This window comes from Achromobacter sp. 413638 (assembly GCF_043119405.1).
Taxonomy (GTDB): domain Bacteria; phylum Pseudomonadota; class Gammaproteobacteria; order Burkholderiales; family Burkholderiaceae_B; genus Achromobacter.
On the sequence record NZ_JBICCO010000072.1, the window covers coordinates 1 to 20,804 of the forward strand.

17 protein-coding genes are annotated in these 20,804 nt (G+C 64.0%); 8 read left to right on the plus strand and 9 right to left on the minus strand.

Annotated elements, in window-relative coordinates; genetic code table 11:
* Nucleotides 1-80: 80 nt before the first annotated feature.
* Complete coding sequence (locus ACEU5R_RS23845; protein ID WP_392412106.1) at nucleotides 81-527, minus strand: SgcJ/EcaC family oxidoreductase; 447 nt, start codon at nucleotides 525-527, stop codon at nucleotides 81-83.
* 347 nt (nucleotides 528-874) lie between these two features.
* On the opposite strand from ACEU5R_RS23845, the gene ACEU5R_RS23850 reads away from it, so the two are divergent.
* From ACEU5R_RS23850 to ACEU5R_RS23865, 4 genes are all read left to right on the plus strand, one after another.
* Nucleotides 875-1,720, plus strand: a complete 846-nt coding sequence (locus ACEU5R_RS23850) for a class I SAM-dependent methyltransferase (RefSeq protein WP_392412108.1) — start codon at nucleotides 875-877, stop codon at nucleotides 1,718-1,720.
* Between the two features lie 365 nt (nucleotides 1,721-2,085).
* Complete coding sequence (locus ACEU5R_RS23855) at nucleotides 2,086-2,397, plus strand: hypothetical protein (RefSeq protein ID WP_392412109.1); 312 nt, start codon at nucleotides 2,086-2,088, stop codon at nucleotides 2,395-2,397.
* A 377-nt stretch (nucleotides 2,398-2,774) separates the two neighbouring features.
* Nucleotides 2,775-4,280: a hypothetical protein gene (locus ACEU5R_RS23860; RefSeq protein WP_392412111.1), complete on the plus strand. Its 1,506-nt coding sequence runs from the start codon at nucleotides 2,775-2,777 to the stop codon at nucleotides 4,278-4,280.
* Nucleotides 4,281-4,294: 14 nt separating this feature from the next.
* Complete coding sequence (locus ACEU5R_RS23865; RefSeq protein ID WP_392412112.1) at nucleotides 4,295-5,203, plus strand: DNA adenine methylase; 909 nt, start codon at nucleotides 4,295-4,297, stop codon at nucleotides 5,201-5,203.
* Nucleotides 5,204-5,232: 29 nt separating this feature from the next.
* On the opposite strand, the gene ACEU5R_RS23870 is transcribed toward ACEU5R_RS23865, so the two are convergent.
* The 4 genes from ACEU5R_RS23870 to ACEU5R_RS23885 form a co-directional block, all read right to left on the minus strand.
* Nucleotides 5,233-5,730 carry a hypothetical protein gene (locus ACEU5R_RS23870; protein ID WP_392412114.1) on the minus strand — a complete coding sequence of 166 codons (498 nt, stop codon included), beginning with the start codon at nucleotides 5,728-5,730 and terminating at the stop codon, nucleotides 5,233-5,235.
* Nucleotides 5,727-8,969 (minus strand): hypothetical protein, encoded by a 3,243-nt coding sequence (locus ACEU5R_RS23875; protein ID WP_392412116.1) that lies wholly within the window; start codon nucleotides 8,967-8,969, stop codon nucleotides 5,727-5,729. The genes ACEU5R_RS23870 and ACEU5R_RS23875 overlap by 4 nt, the downstream gene beginning before the upstream one ends.
* 214 nt (nucleotides 8,970-9,183) lie before the next feature.
* Nucleotides 9,184-9,984: a hypothetical protein gene (locus ACEU5R_RS23880; protein ID WP_392412118.1), complete on the minus strand. Its 801-nt coding sequence runs from the start codon at nucleotides 9,982-9,984 to the stop codon at nucleotides 9,184-9,186.
* Between the two features lie 192 nt (nucleotides 9,985-10,176).
* Nucleotides 10,177-11,025, minus strand: coding sequence for a DUF4189 domain-containing protein (locus tag ACEU5R_RS23885; RefSeq protein WP_103274895.1), 849 nt, complete (start codon nucleotides 11,023-11,025; stop codon nucleotides 10,177-10,179).
* Between the two features lie 321 nt (nucleotides 11,026-11,346).
* Between ACEU5R_RS23885 and ACEU5R_RS23890 the strand changes: the two genes are divergently transcribed.
* Nucleotides 11,347-11,907 (plus strand): hypothetical protein, encoded by a 561-nt coding sequence (locus tag ACEU5R_RS23890; protein WP_392412120.1) that lies wholly within the window; start codon nucleotides 11,347-11,349, stop codon nucleotides 11,905-11,907.
* 300 nt (nucleotides 11,908-12,207) lie between these two features.
* Here ACEU5R_RS23890 and ACEU5R_RS23895 read toward each other — a convergent pair whose 3' ends face one another.
* Both ACEU5R_RS23895 and ACEU5R_RS23900 read right to left on the minus strand, forming a co-directional pair.
* Entirely contained in the window at nucleotides 12,208-15,129 is a 2,922-nt protein-coding gene (locus tag ACEU5R_RS23895; protein WP_392412121.1) for an autotransporter outer membrane beta-barrel domain-containing protein, read from the minus strand.
* A gap of 115 nt (nucleotides 15,130-15,244) precedes the next feature.
* On the minus strand, nucleotides 15,245-17,092 hold the full coding sequence (locus tag ACEU5R_RS23900) for a peptide transporter (protein WP_392412123.1): 1,848 nt from the start codon (nucleotides 17,090-17,092) through the stop codon (nucleotides 15,245-15,247).
* Between the two features lie 124 nt (nucleotides 17,093-17,216).
* Here ACEU5R_RS23900 and ACEU5R_RS23905 point away from each other — a divergent pair, with 124 nt between their 5' ends.
* Both ACEU5R_RS23905 and ACEU5R_RS23910 read left to right on the plus strand, forming a co-directional pair.
* Nucleotides 17,217-17,960 carry a hypothetical protein gene (locus ACEU5R_RS23905; protein ID WP_392412125.1) on the plus strand — a complete coding sequence of 248 codons (744 nt, stop codon included), beginning with the start codon at nucleotides 17,217-17,219 and terminating at the stop codon, nucleotides 17,958-17,960.
* Nucleotides 17,957-19,432, plus strand: coding sequence for an amidohydrolase family protein (locus ACEU5R_RS23910; protein WP_392412126.1), 1,476 nt, complete (start codon nucleotides 17,957-17,959; stop codon nucleotides 19,430-19,432). The genes ACEU5R_RS23905 and ACEU5R_RS23910 overlap by 4 nt, the downstream gene beginning before the upstream one ends.
* 7 nt (nucleotides 19,433-19,439) lie before the next feature.
* Here ACEU5R_RS23910 and ACEU5R_RS23915 read toward each other — a convergent pair whose 3' ends face one another.
* Complete coding sequence (locus ACEU5R_RS23915; protein WP_103274900.1) at nucleotides 19,440-19,823, minus strand: hypothetical protein; 384 nt, start codon at nucleotides 19,821-19,823, stop codon at nucleotides 19,440-19,442.
* A gap of 188 nt (nucleotides 19,824-20,011) precedes the next feature.
* Between ACEU5R_RS23915 and ACEU5R_RS23920 the strand changes: the two genes are divergently transcribed.
* Nucleotides 20,012-20,527, plus strand: a complete 516-nt coding sequence (locus ACEU5R_RS23920) for a hypothetical protein (RefSeq protein ID WP_233772473.1) — start codon at nucleotides 20,012-20,014, stop codon at nucleotides 20,525-20,527.
* On the opposite strand, the gene ACEU5R_RS23925 is transcribed toward ACEU5R_RS23920, so the two are convergent.
* Nucleotides 20,499-20,771 carry a hypothetical protein gene (locus ACEU5R_RS23925; RefSeq protein ID WP_392412129.1) on the minus strand — a complete coding sequence of 91 codons (273 nt, stop codon included), beginning with the start codon at nucleotides 20,769-20,771 and terminating at the stop codon, nucleotides 20,499-20,501. The genes ACEU5R_RS23920 and ACEU5R_RS23925 overlap by 29 nt on opposite strands.
* Between the last annotated feature and the right edge of the window lie 33 nt (nucleotides 20,772-20,804).

Genomic DNA, 20,804 nt, shown 5'->3' on the forward strand with positions numbered 1-20,804 from the left:
CCGCCCCCCCCCCCCCCCCCCCCCCCCCCCCCCCCCCCCCCCCCCCCCCCCCCCCCCCCCCCCCGGCCGCCATCCGCCGCTCAATGCTCCGGCATCGCCGAGGAATGATGGCTGGTGATGCGCCAGTCCTGGCCGTTCCACGCGTAGGTATAGGTATAGCGCGCGGCCACCGAACGGCCGTCTTCGAACTTGAAGGTGTACAGCCCGCTGGCGATGGCATCGTTGCAACCGATGCGCACCGCCCGGCTGTTGATGCTGCCCACCGGATGCTTCTCCATGAAGTGCACGAAATAATCGCGCTTGGCATCTCGCGTCAGCCGGGGCGTGTTGGACATCGTGGGCAGCAGCACCGCGTCGTCCTCGTACATGGACACCACCTTGTCCGGATTGCCCGTCTTGAGCATGTCGTTCCAGCGTTCGAACTGATCCGCGATTTCACTCTCGGTGGTCGATTTGCAAGTCTCTGCTTGCGCCGCGTAAGGAATGGCGCACAGCGCCAGGGACAGGATCAGCGTGGAACGTTGCATTCAAGGACTCCTTGGCCGTCAGGCCGCTAACACCCGCCGCAAGGCTCACAAGCCCGATCGGCCCGGGAGCCGCGCGGCGGCAAAGCGGCAAGACTACGGGCAAATTTCCCGCCCGCGACGCGGATTGGCGTGAATTCGGACGATTCCCCGCCGCCGATTTCCCGCAATTCATCCGCTGACTTGCTCAACAAAACCGCCCCCGGAATCCACCGCCGCCGCCAACGCGGCCATCCCCCGCCCACCGCCTGCCGGACCACGCGGCCACCCCGTGGAAGCGTTAAACTGCCACTTTCCGCCTTCCCCCGCGCCCCGCTCCCCGCTCCCAGCGGGGCGCATTGCCTTGCCCCATGCCTGAAAGAAACCACGACATCCGCCCCGGCCAGTCGATCGAACTGCTCAAGGCCCTGCACATCCTGACCCGCGACGGCAAGATGAACCAGGACAGCCGCCGCAAGCTCAAGCAGGTCTACCACCTGTTCCAGTTCATCGAACCGCTGCTGAAAGACGTGCAGGCGCAACGCGGCGCCGTCACCCTGGCCGACCACGGCGCGGGCAAGTCGTACCTGGGCTTCATCCTGTATGACCTGTTCTTCAAGGAACAGCCCGAGGCGCAGCGGCAAGGCTCGCACATCTACGGCATCGAAACCCGCGAAGAGCTGGTGAAATCGTCGGAAGAACTGGCCCAGCGCCTGGGCTTTGGCGGCATGTCCTTCCTGAATCTGTCGGTGGCCGAATCCATCACCTCCGACAAACTGCCCCCGTCCATCGACGTGGTCACCGCCCTGCACGCCTGCAACACCGCCACCGACGACGCGATCCGTTTCGCGCTGGAGAAAAAGGCCAGGTACATCGTGGTCGTGCCCTGCTGCCAGGCGGAAGTGGCGTCGGTATTGCGCAAGAACAAGGCCAAGGCATTGGCCGATCCGCTGGCGGAAATCTGGCGGCATCCGCTGCACACGCGGGAGTTCGGGAGCCAGATCACCAACGTGCTGCGTTGCTTGCAGCTGGAAGCGCACGGGTATCAGGTCAGCGTGACCGAGCTGGTTGGGTGGGAACACTCGATGAAGAACGAGCTGATCATCGCGCAGTACAAGGATCTGCCGAGAAGAAAGCCGGCGGAACGGCTGCGGGAGATGCTGGAGAGGATTGGGTTGCAGGAGTTGAAGGAGCGGTTTTTCCTGGCTGAGGTGTGAGGCTGGGGGGCTGTGATTGAATGGGTAAAGGACCGCTTGCGGTCCTTTTGTTTTTGGGGCGAGGGATTGGAGAGGGATAAAAGCGCCACGCTGTGGCATGCTTGCTTTCCTGCGTTGCGCCTTATACTTGCCCTGCGATCGCACCAACGGTCGCCCGGTTTGACAGCCGGAATAACGAACGGCGGACGGCCGCTGCAATAGCGGCATTTTTACGTCCGTAGGCTGACGCACGTCCCTGTTATGGGCGGGCCTTGGCTGGGGCACGCTCGCGTGCGCCGGTTTCGTTCGTTACCGGTCTGTCAACCCGGCTTTGTGCCCGCCCACCCTCAATGGCTGAGGGCAAGGGCTTAACGCCGGAGGCCGCGATGAATGACCACCCCTATACCCTAGACCGCTGGGCCACTCCGGATGATCCGGAGCATGGCCTTGTTCGGCTTGCTGATCTTCGAAAGATCGAACGGACTTGCCTGGGGATTTGGGCGATAAGCCGGATTGTTGGTAATAGCGCTAACGAGCCGGATAGCACTGGAATGCAACCGCTGGATCCTTGGATTGTGTCCAATTTGCTTGGCGGGATTGAGAGTCTTTGCGATTACGTTGGGAATGTTGTGGGGGCTGCTCTGGAGGAATCGCCCCGAGAGTTTCAAATCGCTATAGAGCAGAAGCCAATTCATTGAATCAACTTATCAAAAGTAGGCAAGCCTGCATCTAGTAGAGCAGGCTTGCCGTGCGAGCCTGCTGCAATCTCACATTCTGGTAAATTATACTCAAAACGAGCACTTAAACTTCCCAAACCAAGGCCGGCGCAGTGGAACCAAATCTCCCCCACACCTCGTCGAATTTAGACAGAATCTCAAATAGATCAACAGATTTCCTATCATTTCTCTGGAAGAAACCGGAAATATTAGTTAAGATCGGCGATTCGTTTTTGTGCACGACTTAGCGTCTCATTTGTGGCACTGAAGAACCTCAAACAATGAGGCATATAAAAATAATATTAGGCCACATTGCAATTTTAACTACTACAGAGTTGGCAAAACCCCGGACAGGAATCATGTCAAAGATAATGCTCTTAGCTGTTGATAATTTGGCCATCGACCTGCGCAACTTCCGTACAGTTCCGCAAAAAAGCGAGCTGGAAGCAACAAAAGCCATGATTTCCATAAGCCCAGATTATTTTTGGGGATTGATGGAAAGCTTGCTTGATGATGGCTACCTACCAACAGAAAATATAATTGTACTTGAGAGCCCTGACGGAAAGATGGTAGTAAGAGAGGGAAATCGGCGAGTTGCCTCTCTAAAAATCATCCTAGGACACATTAAGACGTCCTCACTAGACTTGCCGCACCAACTATCTGAACGCATCAAAAATCTGCCAAAAGAATGGAAAGAAGAGAATTCAAAAGTCCCCTGCACAGTTTATAGTGAATCAGAAGAAGATTTAGTTGACCGGATCGTCACCCGTACGCATGGCAAAGGACAAAAAGCAGGCCGCGACTCTTGGGAAGCAGTGGCACGCGCACGGCATAATAAAATTGCAAATGGCGCTACCGAGCCTGGTTTAGACTTGCTTGAAAAATACCTTACGCACGGCGAGAATCTGACTGCAGAGCAAAAGACACGGTGGGCGGGAAAATACAACCTGACCGTTCTTGACGAGGCAATTAAAAAGATTTCCCCTCGATTTTCAGTCAACACCAGCCCAGAACTTGCAAAAAATTATCCAAAAATCGCATACAAAAAGGCACTGGACGAGATAATTTACGCCATTGGCGTAGAATCACTAACGTTTACAAGCATTCGAGAATCAGCGGACTTTGCACTCCGTTTCGGCGTTCCCCCGATAACATCCTCAGGCAATCCTGGAACCCCCAGCGGAGCGAGCACACCTGGAAGTCCACCTAATGGACCTTCCGCAGCAAATTCAGGAAGTAACACAACGGGATCTAATCCGTCCTCTACATCTACCTCTCAATCTGGAAGTGGCTCTTCAAGCACGACTAATGGTGGCGCTGGAAACAATGGCGTGCCGAGCGGAGCAAAGCCATCGCCGGGCTCCTCACCCACTGGAAAACCAGCTACTACAGCAACTAATGATGAGCGCTCAGTGAGAAGATCTTTGCGCACGTTGAAACTCTTTGGCCCAAACCGATCAAAAGTTGAAACCTTGCGAAAAGAAGCGCTTAAACTAAAACTCAAAGACAATCCTATCGCATTCTGCTTCTTACTTCGAAGCATGTTTGAAATATCAGCTAAAGCATATTGCCAAGACCACGCCTCTGATCCTACCCCGCCAAAATCGACCAAAGCTGACGGCACTGACCGTACGCTTTCCGATGTTCTACGAGACGTAGTTTCCCATTTGACGCAAAATGGTTCTGACAAACAAATGCAGCGACTCCTTCACGGACCGCTCACAGAAATTCAACGCAAAGATGGGATATTATCTTTAACCTCCATGAATCAACTTGTTCACAACTCTTCGTTCACCATTATTCCAAACGATATTCCAATATTGTTTTCAAATATCTTCCCGCTCCTTGATCATATGAACAAGTAACGAGAAAAAATATCATGGCTCAAAACCGAACTCCATTACGGTACCCAGGCGGAAAGCAAAAGCTCACCCCATTTGTGCTAGAGCTCCTCAAGGCAAATGATCTTGAGGGTGGACATTATGTTGAGCCATACGCAGGTGGTGCTGGTGTCGCGATGGAGCTTCTGGTGGACGGGCACGTTGGACACGTTCACCTCAATGATTCTTCGCATCATGTCTATTCATTTTGGCGATCTATCCTCGATCACACCGATAATTTTTGCTCCAAAATATCCCGCTCGCTTTTGAATGTGGACGAATGGAAGGCACATCGCGAAGTACTGCGCCATCCAGAAGATCACACCGATTTTGAAGTTGGATTTTCCACTTTCTACCTTAACAGAACGAACAGATCAGGCGTATTAACTGGTGGCGTCATCGGTGGACTTAATCAGTCTGGAAAATGGAAAATAGATGCCAGATTTCCAAGAAATGAGCTTATAACAAGAATTGAATTGATCGCATCCCTTCGGGAATCTATCACGCTCTACAACCTCGACGCCGAGAGTTTTTTCGCGACAGCAGTAAAAAAACTGCCGAAGAAATCCCTGGTATATTGCGACCCACCATATTTCGAAAAGGCGAATAGACTTTATTTGAACCATTACAACCCTGAAGACCACGGCCGAATAGCCAAAAAAATCCAAAAAATAAATCGGGTAAATTGGGTAGTTTCATACGATGGAGTGCCACCAATACTGGAACACTACTCAGAACGTCGAAAATTCCTATATCAATTGCAATACAACGCGTCTCGTGCCTACAAGGGAAGTGAAGTATTTATCTTCTCGGACAACACTGTCATTCCGCGCAGATCATCTCTTCCATATATTTCAAAAGCACTGAAATCGAATTCAAAATCACTTTATCAACCATTGCATTTTTAGTCTAAATTCTCAAATTTTTTCGAAAGCAATCAAACCATTGGCCGCGCTTTTCCCCACCACCCATCAAACTCCTCCCGCGCAATCTCACACTCCGCCAGCTCCGGATCCCACAAATCCTCCGGCGGATTGAAAAGCCAATCCTCCGGCCCACTGCATTCCGCTTCTCCATCCGCCGACACAACAACCTGCCGCGTGCGATACCCCTGCTCGTCGTACTCGAAGAAGTAGATTTCCTGTTCCTCGGGATAATCCTTCCTGATATAGACGCTGCCGCGCCCAACCAGCGCCCCGAACTTCGGGCTGGCCCGCTGAGCCCGGCGCTGCTCCTCCAGATCATCAAGCCCCGCAGGCGCAGGATCGCCGATGCGAAGCGACGGAATGTCCGCGAATCTCTCCGTCTCCCCGTCGGCCGGCTCGACGATCATGACTTCGGCATAGGTCTGGATGATCGCCTCTGCCGAGGGAGCCTCGATCCACCACCACAGAGAGCCCATGCCATAGTCGTGGGCCACAAGGAATCTCTTCATTCTGCAAACTCATCCGGATAGGTGATCAGGTCGGCCGCGTCGGATACCCAGGCATCCTTGTCCTGCCGATAGGCAAACAGCCGCTGGCGCATCTCCGGAGTCCATCCGCAACGGGCCGACATTTCGCACAACATGCCCAGACCGATGCGCCGCATGCGGGCGTTGCGCTCGGCGCCAAGCGATGCTTCAACCTGGGCCAGCGCTTCCAGGCGCGCGCCGGTCACCGTCTCGGAAAGCGCGTCCAGGACGTCTCCAACGACGCCAGGGTGCATCAATTCCGCCGCATCGAACTGCCGCGCAATCGCCAGCGCGGCCTCCGGATTCAATACCGAAAACGCCAGCCGGAGCGCCAGTCCCGGATGCCAGCGCCTGGCCAGCAAGGCCTCGACCAGCAGGCTCGCCGACGCGCCCAGTTCCAGCAAGCCAGATCGCGTCTGCCGCCGGTACGAGTTCACGATGGCGGCCAATGACTGTGCCCGCGTCGCGGCCGCGAAACTGCTGGCCAGTTCACGCGGCTGGTTTCTTGCATGGATGCCCAGCAGCGCGCTGGCCGCGAGTTCAACTCGCGAGACATCGACGTCATCGAGCTGCGCGGCCAGCGCTTGATAGAGCGAGGGCTCGCCTTCGCCGGGCGGCATCGCGATCAGTCTTTCCAGGGTTTCCTTGCGGACTTGCGCATCGGCATGTCCGAGCAGCAATGCCAGATGCCTGCTCAAGGCGCGCTGGCCGTCCGGGGAAAGTCCCGTCGGCGGAATGCGGATGGTCGCGCGCGCGAGCGCCGGCTGCTCGCTGCGCGCGGCGGCATGCAGTCGCTGCCAGACGTCGGGGTGTTCGAGGAAATTCCAGTACGCCCGCATCAAGGCAATCGCCACGTCCGGATGCAGCTTGCCGTCGCCTTCGATGCGGGCCAGGAAGGCAAAGGCGTCGTCCGTCCTCAGATCGCCGGCGAGCCGGATGATCTCCTTGGCCACTGTGACCTTGCCTCGCGGCACGCGGGCGAGCAGGTCCAGCACCTGCGACGGGCGCAGGTTCATCAGGGATCGCCGCAAGGCATAGATGGCGACGCGGGCCCGGTTGTCATCCAGCGCCTGCATCAGCTCGGCCACGCCGCGCCCGGAGTCGGCGCGCCCGAGCGCCTCCAGCGTCTTGTCGCGCAGTCCCTGGTCAGGCGCGTCCAGGCGCGCAAGATGAACCAGCGGCGCCAGGTCGATGGACGGCATGGCCGCGTAGCGCTCGACCGAACCGTAGAGTTCCCAGGCATTGCGCTGTGTGCTGGTAAGGATCTTGACCAGTTCGTCGGCATAGCATTGCTGCTGCGCGGCCGTCCAGCGCGAGAAGCCGCTGTCGAAGGCAGGCAGAAACGCCGCCTTGCCGCTGGGAAAGCGCCCCTTGTAGACGCGCGCGCTCAGGAATGGCGTCAGCAGGTCCTGCCTGTGCAGATGCAGATGCCAGGACACCGCTGAAACCTGGATCCAGCTAGGATCGTCCTGCACCAGCCGGGGAATCAATTCGGCGGCCCGCTTGCGCAGTCCGAGCCGCGTCAGCGCCTCCAGCCCCGAGCGGGCCACGTTGCCGCGCTTGTCCTGGGTCAGGTCGGCGAGCAGCTCGATGAACCGGTCCACGGCCTTCGCCCGGCAGCCGAAACCGAAGATCAGTTGCAGCGCGACCGGGGCGCGTTCCCGCCGGATCCACGTGTCGAGCAGGCTCATCAAGTGCGGGGCGATCCCGATCAACTCGCCATCGCTCATGCGGGATTCCCAATGCCCATAGCGCAGATTGCCCATGCTGCCCATGCGTTCCACCAAACGGGGCAGCGTCTCGGCCACGAAGGCCGCATGCGCGGCGATGATGGCCATCAGCCACTGTGTGGCGGCCGCCATGGTCTGGTGCGAGCAGTCCCGCGCGCGCAGCGCGGCATCGATCAGCGCGGTAAAGCCGGGCAGATGCGCGGCTTCCCAGCGCGACGGCGGCAGCGCCGCCAGGGCCGTCAGCATGGCCAGGCGCACGGGGTCCTGCTCGTTCTCACGCGCGCGGCAGAAGTCCAGGATGGTGGGCAGGCTCGAAGCCTCGTACCGCCCCGCCCCGACCACCGCGGCCACGGCCTGCGCGCGCAGCTCGCCATCGGGTTGCGACAGGAAGGGCTGGGCCAGGGCCAGCGCCTCCTGGAACGGCAGGCAGGACAGATAAGGCAACCGCGCCATCGGCTCGGCTGCCAGCAGCCGCAGCGAGAACGCGTGGCGCGCTTCGGTCTGCCTGGCCGCGCTGGACAGGGCCTGCACGAAGGCGAGCGGCAGCGCCCCGCTGTGCTCGCGCCAGGCTTCTCCGCCCTGGCGGTAGAGGGCGTCACGTTGGCCGGCATTCAGGTGTGGGAAGACTTCATGCAAGTTGGGCAGCGCGTCGGCCGCCAACAATTCGCAAAGCGTGGACGCGTCCAGGCGCTTCAGGGTCTGCACCGTGAGCGCAATGCGCTGCCTGCCGCCCAGGCCCGCGATGAGCGCGGCGATTTCCTTCGGGAACAGCGACCCGTAGCGCGCCAGCGGCAAGTCATGGACCGGCATCCGGGTGAACGCCACGCGCAGCAGGCTCAAGCCGGCATCCGGGTCGCTGCGCAACATGCGATAGAGCGAGGCCCGGACGGCCAGGCGCAGGACATAGGACGGATTGCCGGACTGCTCCAGGGCATGGTTCAGCCTGTCGCGCACGAATCCGGGCAGGCGTTGGGCCAACGTCGCCCATTGCGGCGCTTCAAGCGCGGCCATCTGCTCGGCGTCCAGATGGCGCTCGATGAATGTATCGGTCGTCCAGGAAAGCAGATGACGGCGCGCGGTCCCTTCGAGTGTCGGGTAGACGGCGTCATTCACCTGCCCGCGTCCGGACTGCCAAAGCCGGCAGGCCAGATCCACGCGGCATGGCTTCGTCAGGTCCGGCATCAGCCGGATCAATATCTCATCGGGCAAGGCCCGCGCGGCCAATCGGGCGGCGCGCGATGCCAGCATGGGCGAGGGATCGGCGAGCATCGTGACAATCAGATCCTCCGCGCAGGAACCGCTGGCCGACATCAGCGCCAACAGCCGCTCGTAATGGATCTCCGATTGCGCCAGGGATTTCAGGTCTTCGACAAGATGGGCATCCGTGAGGGAGGCACGACCGAGTTCGACCATGCGCCGGTAGCGTTGATCATGGCTCAGGGACGCGACGTCCGCGAGGATGCGCTGCACGGACGGGCGGTGTTTTTTCAACGAGGGCGTCATGGTCGATGGTGGGTGAGGCTGCACTGGATGGGGCAAGGCGCGGGTCAAACCGCGCGGCCAAGGTGGTTCGACGAGAATAGCAAATCGCTTCGATCAAGCCGCGGGTCTGAATTCGCGGCATGCGCCTGCGGCATATTCGGCGTTTTCAAGGGGATGGCCGCTGGCCGCAGCACACCGGGAAGCCAGCGCCGGCATGACAGATTTACAAATGCCGATGACTGCAAACCATCTCCAGCCCGGCAAGTTTCCCGATCATCCTGGCCAGCCCCTGCGCACTCGCCTCATCCACTCCCTCCAGCCTCACCATCCGAAACCCCATCGCCAGGCTGAAATGCCAATCCAGCTCCAGGATCCGGTAATCCCTCCCAGCCTCCGCGCAGTGCCACCGCACGCCCGGATCCTCATACGCTGCTCCGATGAAATCGATATGCGAACCGAACGGCGGCAAGGACTCCAGCGGTTCATCCGAACCCGGCAAACTCGGCTCGCATAAATTCTCGCCCACCGCGACGCGGGGCGACGGCCCGTCATAGGCCAGCAGCATCAGCGGAATGCTCCGGGGATCCGCGTCATGGTCGGCGCGCACATCGGCGCTCAGATATTCCCTGGCCGCCGGTCCCAGGCAGTATTGCGGGCTATGCCAATCGCTGCCCTCGTCGTCGGCATACAGATCACCCAGCGTGACGCCATGGCTGGCCAGCAGCGCCACGGTTTCTTCCAGGGTGTCGTTATGGCGGATCGGAATGTCCGGAGGCAGATAACCGGCGCGCGCATACAGGGCGATCACGTCGCCGGGCGTGCGCATGTGTTCGTCGTATTGGTATGAGCCTTCGTGCAGGCTGGCCAGGCCGAAGCTCAGGTTGATCAGGGCGCGTTGGGGAATGCTCTGGCCGCGCGGTTCAAGCACGTAGCCGCCTTCCAGCAATCTGGCTTCCAGCGCGCGCCAGTCGGGCGGCGGCAGGTGCAGGTCGCGCGGAAACAGGAATTGGTGGTGTTCGGACATGGGCGGGACTCCTGCTAGAGCGGGGATCAGGGCAGGAGTACATCGCCAGGCTGTGCGCGATTATCCGGCCGTGATAATCGTGGGAAACGCTGATGAGGTAAATCAGACGGCCTGCCAAAGCGGAATCGGCGGGCCGTGGTCGGGCGAATGCCGCCGGTTATTGGGGCTAACCGGCTGCGTTGCGAGCGGCGATCAATTCGCCTTTTCGTCCTCGCCCTTATACCCGCTGATATACGCACGCCCCGAGCAGCGCACCGTGGCCACGCAGGTCAGGCCATTGCTCTTGGCGTTGCAGGTTGCGCGCGCTTCATTGCGGGCGGCGACGGGGTCGGTGTTGAGCGCCGTGAAACCGGTGCCGCGACCTTCGCTGCCCTTGCCCCAGGCCATGCCGACGCAGGTGTCGGTATAGGTGAGCACGGTGCGGCAGCCCTTGCAGTCTTCCCACTTGAGCAGGGCATCGACGGCTTGTTTCTCGGTGGGATAACCGTCGGCGTAGGTCAGCGCGCCGGTCTCCATTTCGGCGACCGAGCCCCAGTAGCCGCGCGAATCCAGTTTGGCGGACAGCGCTTCGAGCTGGGCGGGCGTGGCGGTGTAAGGGGCCTTCAGGTCGGCTTCGCTATAGCCGGGGCCGGCGCACAGCGGCATGGCGGCCAGTTTGCATTTGCCGTCGGCGCTGTCGTTGGTGCAGGTGCGGATGGCTTTCTTCGCGGCGATTTCGGCCGAGACGCTATTGCCCCAGAACAGATCGTTGCGCGAGTTGCGCGCCAGCGCGACGCAGCTGTCGGAGAAGGCGGTGACGCTCTTGCAGCCCTTGGCGCCGGCCTTGTTGCATTTGGCCAGCGCGCCTTGCTTGGCTTCGCCGGCCGAGGTTTCCGGCATGACCCAATACAGCTTGGCCTGGGCTTCATCGGTGGCGACGGCGCCGTACAGCGCCTCGGCATGGGCGGCGGGCGCGGCCAGCATGGACAGGGCAAGCGCGCCGGCGGTGGCGAAGGCGGCGCCGGAGGCGCGGAACAGGGCAAGCAGACGCGCGGGCATCATCGTTTTGCGGTATCCAGTAAGTAAGGTGCGGCGTGCTGGAAACAAGGCATTTTCGCGAGCGCGCGATGGAATATGCGCGAGCCACGAAACGCGCGAATGTTATCACGCAGGTGTTTGACTCCCGCGCGCGGCGCGCGCTCGTTTGGAAACAGAACTTAACGAGTTTCAAGGGTTATGTCATGCAATATGGCGCGGTCTTTCCGTTAACATGACGCACCTTCGGCGCGGCACTTTCCCGCGCCTGTCGATCGCATTGGTAATAGGCCGGCGGCAGTACGCCAGCGGCAGCACGCCAGATATAGAGGGAGCACGTAGCGCATTATGAAGACATCGCGACTTCGTTCGGTATGGCGGCCGGCGCAGGCCCTGCCGGTGTTGCTGGCGGCGGCCGCCCTGGCGGGTTGCGCGCTGATGCCGACGGGCGGCAGTTCGACGCTGCCCTCGATCTCGAACATGTTCTCGCAGGGGCTGTCGCTGTCGCCCAGCGTGAACGTGGCCAAGAATATGAAGGGCCGTCCAGTGGCCGATGCGATCACCGCGCTGGGCGAGCCGTCGACCAAGCGCGCGGTGGGCAACACGATGGAACTGGTCTGGTCCGATTACCAGACCGCGCCGTATACCGAATGGGTGTCCACCGGCTCATCGCAGCAGGTGGTGGGCATGATTCCGGCCACGGCGACCACCGCGGCCACGCCGGTATTCCAGCAGAGCAATAGCGGGTATTACGGCAATCGCACCAAGGTATATGAGTGCAAGGTGGTGATGCGGATGCAGAACAGCATCATCATCGACAGCCAGGTGGACGGCAATGTCTGCCCTGAGTTCATCAATGCCTTGCGCAAATGGGCCGGCGAGCGCGAGGCCAGCAATTATCGGAAGTAGCCGCGCGGGATAATCAGGTGGGGATGCCGGATTATCCCCGGCGTCCATCCGCGCCCGTCTCGTTCCATGACCGATCTCTTTCCATTACGCGACACGCCGCTCACGGATCCGCTTGCGGCCGCGTTTCCGGCGGAGATCCGCGAGGACGTGAGCGGCGTGAGCGCGCTGTCGCGCGGTTGGTCCAGGCTGATGCGGCCTGGACCCCGCCCTTCGTGGCGCAGCTTTGCGGCGAATACGTGATGCAGATCCTGGAGACGGTCGAGGCCCATCTGCCGACCTGAGCGCTGCCGGCGTCCCGCCTCAGAAGCGCCGATAGACGAAAGCCTCTCCCCCTATTCCCTGCCTGGCCCCGAACTGGCCTTGCGCGCTCAGGCGCAGCGACCAGGACGGCGATGGCTCCCAGCGCGCGCCCGCTTCCAGCACCGTCGCGCCGCCATTGGTGTCCGCGCCCTGCAAGGCCTTGCCATCGAGCCGCGCGCGCACCTCGGTCCTGGCGTCCTGCTCCCAGGCCGCGCCCGCATAGAGGCGCGTCTGGTCGCCGGCCGCGTAGACGTAGCGCGCGCCCAGGCGCGTGCGCAGCGCCTGCGTGGCGTCATAGCTGAGCTGGTCGCCCGCGTCGTTGCGCACGGAATCGCCGCCCAGCCGTTGCCACTGCAGGCGGGCATAGGCGTCGAGCTGGCCGCGCTCGCTCAACGGCATCACATGGCCCAGCATGGCGTGGGCGCCCCAATAGTTCGAACGACTGCGGTAGTTGGTGCTGCCGTCGATGTCGTCGGTATAGCTGCCGCGCATGCGTCCGCTGCGCAGCGAGGCCTCGGCATACGTGCCGCCCAGGAACCAGTAGCGCGCCAGGATGCCCACGCCGACGTTGTCGACGCGGCCCTTGCCCTCGGCCGACAGGCCGCCCGACGAAGCCTGGCCGCGATAGCGGGTGCGCCCGGCCTCGACCAGCGGCGCCACCACGTAGTCGCCAGCGGCGGTGGCGCCGCCCAGGGCGTAGCCGAACACGGCGTTGGCGCGGTCCAGCTTGAGGTTCTTGTCGGTGTAGCGGGTGTGGCCCAGGTCCGGACTGAAGAACAGGCCGCGCCGCTCGGGGCCGCGCAGGTCGGCGGCCGACAGCATGCCGCCGCTGTCGGCCAGCGCGCCGATGCCGGCGCCGATGGACTGCGGGTAGAGCTTGTTGGCGGCCAGCGTCAGATTGGTGGCGGCCAACGTGGCGGTCAGCGCGGACGCGCTCTGCACATCGAACAGGTAGCGGTACGCGCCATACTCCAGGATGTGGGAGCCCGGGTTGGCGACCGTGCCGGTGGTGGCGCTGATGAGCGTGATGCGGTCGCTCGGCAGCAGGCGCTTGAGCGGGCCGGCGGCCTGCATGGCCACGGTGGCGCCCTGCGTGGCGATCGGCGCGCTGGCGCGCAGCATGGTGGTGCCGTTGACGGCGTCGGCGGGCAGCAGGAAGCTCAGCTGGCCTCCGTTGGCGGACAGGGCCGGGCCCTGATAGGCGGCATTAGACCCGAGCACGGTGATGCCGCCCTGGAAGCCGAAGCCGCCGTTGCCGGCGATGGTCAGCGCGTTGCCGCCGCCGAACAGCAGTTGGCCCAGCTGCACGCCTTGGCCGGTGGCGGCGTTGTAGGGCTGGGTGTTGTCGAACGTCAGCTGGGTGCTGGTGTCGCGCAGATCCAGCGTGCCGATGCTGACGCGACTGGCGTCACTGAAGGTCGCTGCCGGGCTGCGCAGCACGCCGGCGGCAAAGACGGCCTGACCATAGGGACTGCCGGCGATCGCGTTGCCGGGCAGCGCGGCCCCAGGCTCGCCGGCCACGACCAGTCCGTCCTGGTGACGGATGTAGAGCGTCCCCGCCACCGACAGCGAGGCGGATCCGGCGGCGGCGTAGGCGGGCGCATCGATGGCGGTCTCGCGGAACGCCAGCATGGCGGTCTCGCGAAACTGCAGCACGGCGGGTCGGGCAGCCACGTAATGGGTGCCCGCCAGCACGCTGACCGGACCATCGCTGGTCACGTTGGCGCTCGCCTGCAGGCTGCTGTTGCCCCCCTTGGCGACGCCGTTGAACCTGATGTCCCGCCCAGGGCGTCCCACCTTGGCCGATCCCGCTTGCAGCGTGATGCCCTGGGCGACGCGCAGGTCGCCTTGCGCCACATACTGCACGGACTGGCCCGTGGCCTGCGCGGTATCCGAGGCGCTTCGGGTATTCATGATGTCCGCCGAGCCCGCCTGCAACGCCAGGCCGCCTCCGATGACGCTGTCTCCGGTGACGCGGATCCGCATCACGCCGGCATCCGATGCCCGGCCGTCGCCGACCGCACGCGCATCGCCCATGCGTATCACGTTGGCGTCGGTGCCATGCAGGGTCGTGTCGCCGGCCACGGCCAGCTTGCCGCCCACGTCCAGCGTGACGGGACGCCACCGGGCCGAGGCCAGGACATCCTCGGACGATTGGTTTTCCGCCAGGGCCTGACCGCCGAACAATTCCAGGCGGCCCGCGACGGATGCGTCGCCGCCCACCGTCACCTGGATGGCCTCGCGCAGCGCCTGGGCCGCGCCCGAGCTAGACGACACCAGCATCGCGCCCACCGGGGCGGCGTCGATCACGAAATCCCCGCCCACGCTCAGATTCCGGCCCACTTCCAGGCTCGCCGCGCCTGCCCGCGCCGACGCGTAGGGCCCATCAAAGGAGAACGCCGAGGCGAGAGCCGTCCGCACGACCAGGTCCGTACCCACCGCGAGACTGCCGCCGATTCGCGCGGTCGTCGCGCCGCCCGCGCCCCTTGCCGCGCCCCGATCGGGAACCTCGTAATCCTGGTAATCGGAGAGCGCGGTCGCCTGGCCGCCCGACAACACCATCGAACCCGCCACGCTCATGTTCTGCGCGGCGGACAAGGCGGCGCTGCCTCCGGTGACGGTCTGGTCTTGCCTGGGCACGGCATAGGTGTTGTCGGTGTCCGCCACCACATCGCCGCCGCGCAACGTCACGTTGCCGGAAACGATCAGCTCGGCCGGCGCGTGATGGCTGGCATCGACGGGCAAGCCTTCCGTGCTGGCGCCCCCCTCCACCCTGACGGCATCCACCGTTTGCGCCGCCACGGGCAAGGCCGCGCCCAGCACGATGCCCAGGAACAAGGAACGGTACAGCGGGCTATGGACGGGTCTGACTGCCGGAACGCGTCGTTGCTGTTTGCGTGGAATGCGGAACTGAGAATGCATGCGGCCTCCGTGCTTGGGCGCCTGAACGAACAATTGAGGTTGCGAAGACCTCGCCGCGCCGGGCGGCACGGTCGGGTGACGCTGTGTGGACGCGTGCGTGCTTCGGTTCCACGCGTCAGCGCGGAATGTCCGGAACGGCGGAACGGGCCTGCGCCAGCAGATGCTCGACGATCTGGCCGAACCTCTCGGGCCTGCCCTGGAACAAGGCATCGGCGCCGCCATTGCCGAGAATCATCGCGGTCAGCGCCGCCCTGCCCCGCGCATCGTCGATCAGTCCGATCGCGGCCCGCTCGTATTGCCCGGCATCGGCCGCGATCAACCATTCCGGCAGCCGCAGCCGCCGGAACAGCGCGGCGTCCAGGCGTTCATGCACTTCGCGGCCCGTCATGCAAACCCCGGGCAGGCCCTGGCTGACGGTGTCGACGATGCTGTTGGTGTTGCCGTAGGGAAAGGGATCGAGGAACAGATCGCAGCCGCGCAGGCGCGCGAGATAGTCCTCGTAGGGCATGCTTTCGTGTACGTGGGCTTGCGGCACGGCGGCGGTCACCGTGCGCCGCAGGGCCGCGTGCGCCACGCCCCGGCAGTCGCCAACGAAGAAATGAAATTGCACGGCCCGGGAAGCGCGCTCGCCGATGCGCCGGCACGTAGCCAGGAAGCGGGCGTTCAACTTCAGCGAGGTCGCGCAGACGGCGACGCGCAGCGGGCGTTCCGGGTCTGGATGCGGGCTCTCCACGCCGGGCGACGCGGGCCGGGCCTGGAAGCCGGGCGGCGGCACATGCACCACGCAGTCCCTGGGCAGCGTGACCACGCGCTCGCTGAAGCAAGAGGCATCGCCCAGCGTGTCTTCCTCGACCAGCATGGCGTCGATGCCTGGCGCGTGCGTGGTCGCGGGATGGCCGGCGGCGGCGAGCTGCAACGGCGCCAGGCGCAGATTGCTCAGCGGGACCGCCAGCGGCGACAGGCCGATGCTTGGGTAATAGATGATGTCTGGCCGGAGTTCGCGCGCCAGCGCCACGGCCTGCGCCACCGCATCCGGCGGCGACAGGCTATGGCAACGATCGAAAACCGTCCGCGCGACCGCATCGACGGCCCCGGACATCGCCACCCCGTGCAGCTCGAAGCGGGCGCGCGCCGCGCGCAAGGTCGACGAATGCGTGCGATACAGGGAATGCGGCGCCGAGAAAGCCTCCAGCACCACCAGCATCAAGGGTCGCGCCCGCCTTGGCGGATGGGCGCGCATGTCGTCGAGTCCGTCGGCCAGCAGCCGCTGGCGCAGCAGGCGGTTGATCTCACGCTTGATGTCGTGCTTGTCCGCCGCCAGCGCATAACTGCAATGCATGTACGCGTCATGCAACACGGCTGTCGGCAGGCCGCGCAGGTCGGGAAGCTGCGCCAGTTTGCGAGGTAGCCAGCGCAGCATGGTCTCGCGGCGCGCGCAGGCCGAAGGCGTGACCATCTGGCGCGCGGCCAGCCGGGCGATGCACAGACCAACCGCCGCCCGCGCGTCATGCGCCCAGAGCGCGTCCAGCGGCACGTCCAGTTCGGAATCCGGCACGCACAACACGCAGTACTTGAGCAAGTCGCCCGGGCTCAACGCCAGTGCGCCGCCCCGCCCTGGCATCGCGCCGGCCAGCGCGGCGATCACGTGATCCGCATGCCCGAACGGCGTGGCGCCGAAGATGGCCGCCAGCCAGCGCTGCAGCGTCAGGAACTGCTCGAAGCCGTCGCGCGAGACCTGGAAGCCCGGGTCGGCGAACAGCGCGCCGACGACCGCCGCCCAGCGGGCCAGGAAATGCGCCCGGGCGTCCTCGGACAGCCCGGCAGGCAGCGCCCCATGGCGCTCGTCCAGGCGGCGCAGGCCCAGCAGCAACAGCCGTCCGGCGGCCTCGTGCTGACGACGATGCACCAGCCACTCGAACTGGCTCAGGGAGAACGCGGGCGGGTCGCGCGGATCGGCGGGCATGGCATCCATCCGCGCTGAGTCGGCAATTGCCCTGAATGCGTTCCATCGCCCGCGCGGATCGCCGGCGCGCAACGCGCCGCTACCTGTATAAACTAAGCCTCTCGTTGCCAGATAAAGGAATCCCTTGTCGAACACCCCCGGAGCGCGCCGATTCATCGCGGCGACCGCAAGCGCCATCCGCACCCAGGGCCGCGCCATGCTGGCCGCCGCGCCCTGGTCCCTGGCCGTCTTCACGCTGTCGCTGCCCTTCGCCCTGCTGACGCCCAAGCCGTACCAGTTCCGCGACTGGCTGTTCGTTGCGCTCGCGCTGGTCAACCTGATCGCCTTCGCGCGCATGAGCTACGCCTGGCACCGGGTCGTCAATCACGCGGCCGACGATGGCGCGGCGCGCGGCAGCGCCGGCGAGGCCCGTCACCTGGTGCTGCTGGCCGCGCTGGCCATTGGCGTCACCTATCTGGCGCGCGTCTGCGGCGATCTGCCCTTCGTGCTGTACGCGCTGCTCGACGGCAAGAACGACACGGTTTTCTTCGCTTGCCTGACCGCGCTGATGGCGTTGATCTGGCTGCCGGTGCTGTACGCGCTAGCCGTGGCGGGACTGTCCCTGCCGCGCGTCGCGGTCACCGGCGAATATGGATTCCGCGACGCGCGCGCGGCGATGCGCTACCCGCGCTGGCCGCTGATGCTGGCGCTGCTGCTGTTGCTGGCGATCGGCAGCTTCGTCGCCATGGACCTGCAACCGCTGCTGTACTACCCCACCGGCGCGCGCATCGCCTATGGCGTGGTCGGCACGCTGCTGTGCGTGCTGATCACCTTCTTGCTGATGACCATGGTCGCGGTGGCTTACCGTGACAGGGCGGGCCAGCCATGACTTACCGTTCCGATTCCTCCTCGCCGTTTTCCCGGATCCTGGGTCCGCTGCGCGCCCGCCAGTGCGCCTGCCATAGCGCGCAGTGCCAGCGGCTGCACCAGCGCGTGACCGAGGACCTGTCGCGCCGCCATTTCCTGGGCGGCATGGCGGCCATGCTGGCGCCCTTCGCCCTGCCCTCGGCGGCGATGGCGGCGGCGACCGCGCTGGCCGATGACGCACGCCCGCTGCTGCTGACCAACCTGCGCCTGTTCGACGGCTCGGGCACGGCGGCGCGCGAGGGCGTGCAGGTGCTGGTCAAGGGCAAGCGCATCGCCGACCTGCTGCCGGCGTCCGCCACCGTGGAAGGCGCGCGCGTGCTGGACTGCCAGGGCAAGCTGCTGCTGCCGGGGCTGATCGACGTGCACTGGCACACGATGCTGGCGGCGATTCCGCAGATGACGGCCATGACGGCCGACCTGGGCTATCTGTACCTGGTGGCCGCCAAGGAAGCCCAGCGCACGCTGATGCGCGGCTTCACCTCGGTGCGCGACGCGGGCGGGCCGGCGTTCGCGCTCAAGCGCGCGATCGACGAGGGGCTGGTGGACGGCCCGCGCATCTATCCCAGCGGAGCGATGATCTCGCAGACGTCCGGGCACGGGGATTTCCGGCTGCGCAGCGATCTGCCGCGCGCCGACAACGCGCCGCTGAGCCTGGTGGAAAACACCGGCGTGGCCATGATCGCCGACGGCGAGGCCCAGGTGCTGCGCCGCGTGCGCGAACAACTGATGCTGGGCGCCAGCCAGATCAAGATGCTGGCGGGCGGCGGCGTGGCCTCGCTGTACGACCCGCTGGACAGCACCCAGTTCACTGAGCGCGAGCTGCGCGCCGGCGTCGAGGCCGCCAGCGACTGGAACACTTATGTGATGACGCACGTCTACACGCCCAAGGGCATCCAGCGCGCGATCCATGCCGGCGTGAAGTGCATCGAGCACGGTCAGCTGGCCGACGAGGCCAGCGTGCGCCTGATGCGCGACCAGGACGTGTGGTGGAGCCTGCAGCCGTTCCTGCAGGACGAGGACAGCAACGCCTATCCCGACGCGGAGCGGCAGGCCAGCCAGAAGCAGGTGGCCGAGGGCACGGTCCAGGCCTATGCGCTGGCGCAGAAGCACGGCGTCAAGACGGGCTGGGGCACGGATATCCTGTTCAATCCCCGCAACACCGCGACGCAGGGCAGGCAGCTGGCCAAGCTGACGCGCTTCTACGATCCGCTGACGCTGCTGGGCCAGGCCACGGGCGTCAACGGCGAGCTGCTGGCGCTGTCGGGCGAGCGCAACCCCTACCCCGGCGCGCTGGGCCGGATCGCGCCGGGCGCCTGGGCCGATCTGCTGGTGGCCGACGGCGATCCCTCAGCCAATCTCGATTTCCTGGCGGATCCCGACAAGAACCTGCGCCTGATCATGAAGGACGGCAAGGTCCACAAGAACACGCTGTGAGCGCCGCCTAGGGCTTGGGCTTGAAGATCAGCTTGATCGGGTTGTCGGGCTTGTAGTTGGCCGACTGCGGGCCGTATTCCGGATTGAACTGCGGATGCCAGGCGCGGACTTCGGTGGCGGAGATCCATTCGACCTGTAGCTGATCCTGCGGCCCGTAGGAGTCGAACTGGGCCACGGCCTGCAGCGATCCCTGGCATTTTTCGGTGGCGCCCTTGGGCAGCACCGAGACCTGCGTCTTCTCGGTCCAGGTCAGCGAGCCGGGCTGCGGGCAGAGGCGGACCTCGACGTGGTACTTGCCATCAGGCGACGGCAGGTCGGCGACGATCTTGTTGGGACCGCAGGCCGTCAGCAGGACGGCAGACAAGAGCGCGAGCGGAACGCATTTTTTCATCGAGAATCCTTCTGGCCTTGAGCGCGGCCGATCCGTGAAAATGTGGTCATGATACTTTGACCGCCAGTGCGGCCGGTCCCGGCTTGAATTGGCATCAAGGTATGACCAAAGGCGACCCGCGAAGCCGGCATCCCCGCCCTGCCGTCTGCCTCTTGCACTGCCCCCTCAACCGTCCAAGGAAATCCCGCATGTCGATAGCCCTCGCCGATCTGGAACAAGCCGTCATGGACCTGCTGCGCGCGCAGCCGGCCTTCGCGGGTTGGAAGAAAAAGGGCAAGCGTTGCCTGTGGCGGACCTGCGGCGAGGTGCAGCAAGGCGCGGAGCTGATCCGCTATCGCGGCTCCTTCGACAATGCACAGCACCTGTCCCTGGGCGTGTACGCGTCCTTTCCGTGCGAAAGGGAATGGCCGGTCTATGTGCCGGCCGAGATCTGGAACAAGGGGCGCCTGTACCGCCGCGCCTATCTGAAGCCGGGCGACGGGTTGATCGACGAACCCACGCTGGGCAGCGGCGCCGTGCTGACGATCCACAACGAACAAGAATTGGCCAACTGGCTGGCGGCCCTGCCGGCCGACATCGAGAACCACCTCGCCCCCTGGCTGGCGCGCTACCAGTCGCTGGAACAGGCCTGGTATGAATACCGCATTCCCAGCTGGCGCCTGGCAGCGGCCGGCATCAAGCCGGATGCGGATCAGACGAGCTGAACCTGCCGCGTATCACCATAAGCGCGACTCCTACCCCGCTCGTAGCAGGCCCGCCACGCGCGCATGAGCGCCGCCTCGTCCCCGCGTCCACGTATTGCGGCGCGCCCTGCGCCATCGCCGCGTACAGCAGGGCATCGCTCACGTCCTGCCACAGCGGCGCCAGCATTTCCTCGGTCTCGCCGTCCTCGTCCGTCTCGATCACGATGCCCCGGTCGCCGTAGATCGCCAGCGCGCGGTGGCGCAACTGGCATGGACTGCAACCGCTGCTACTGACGCG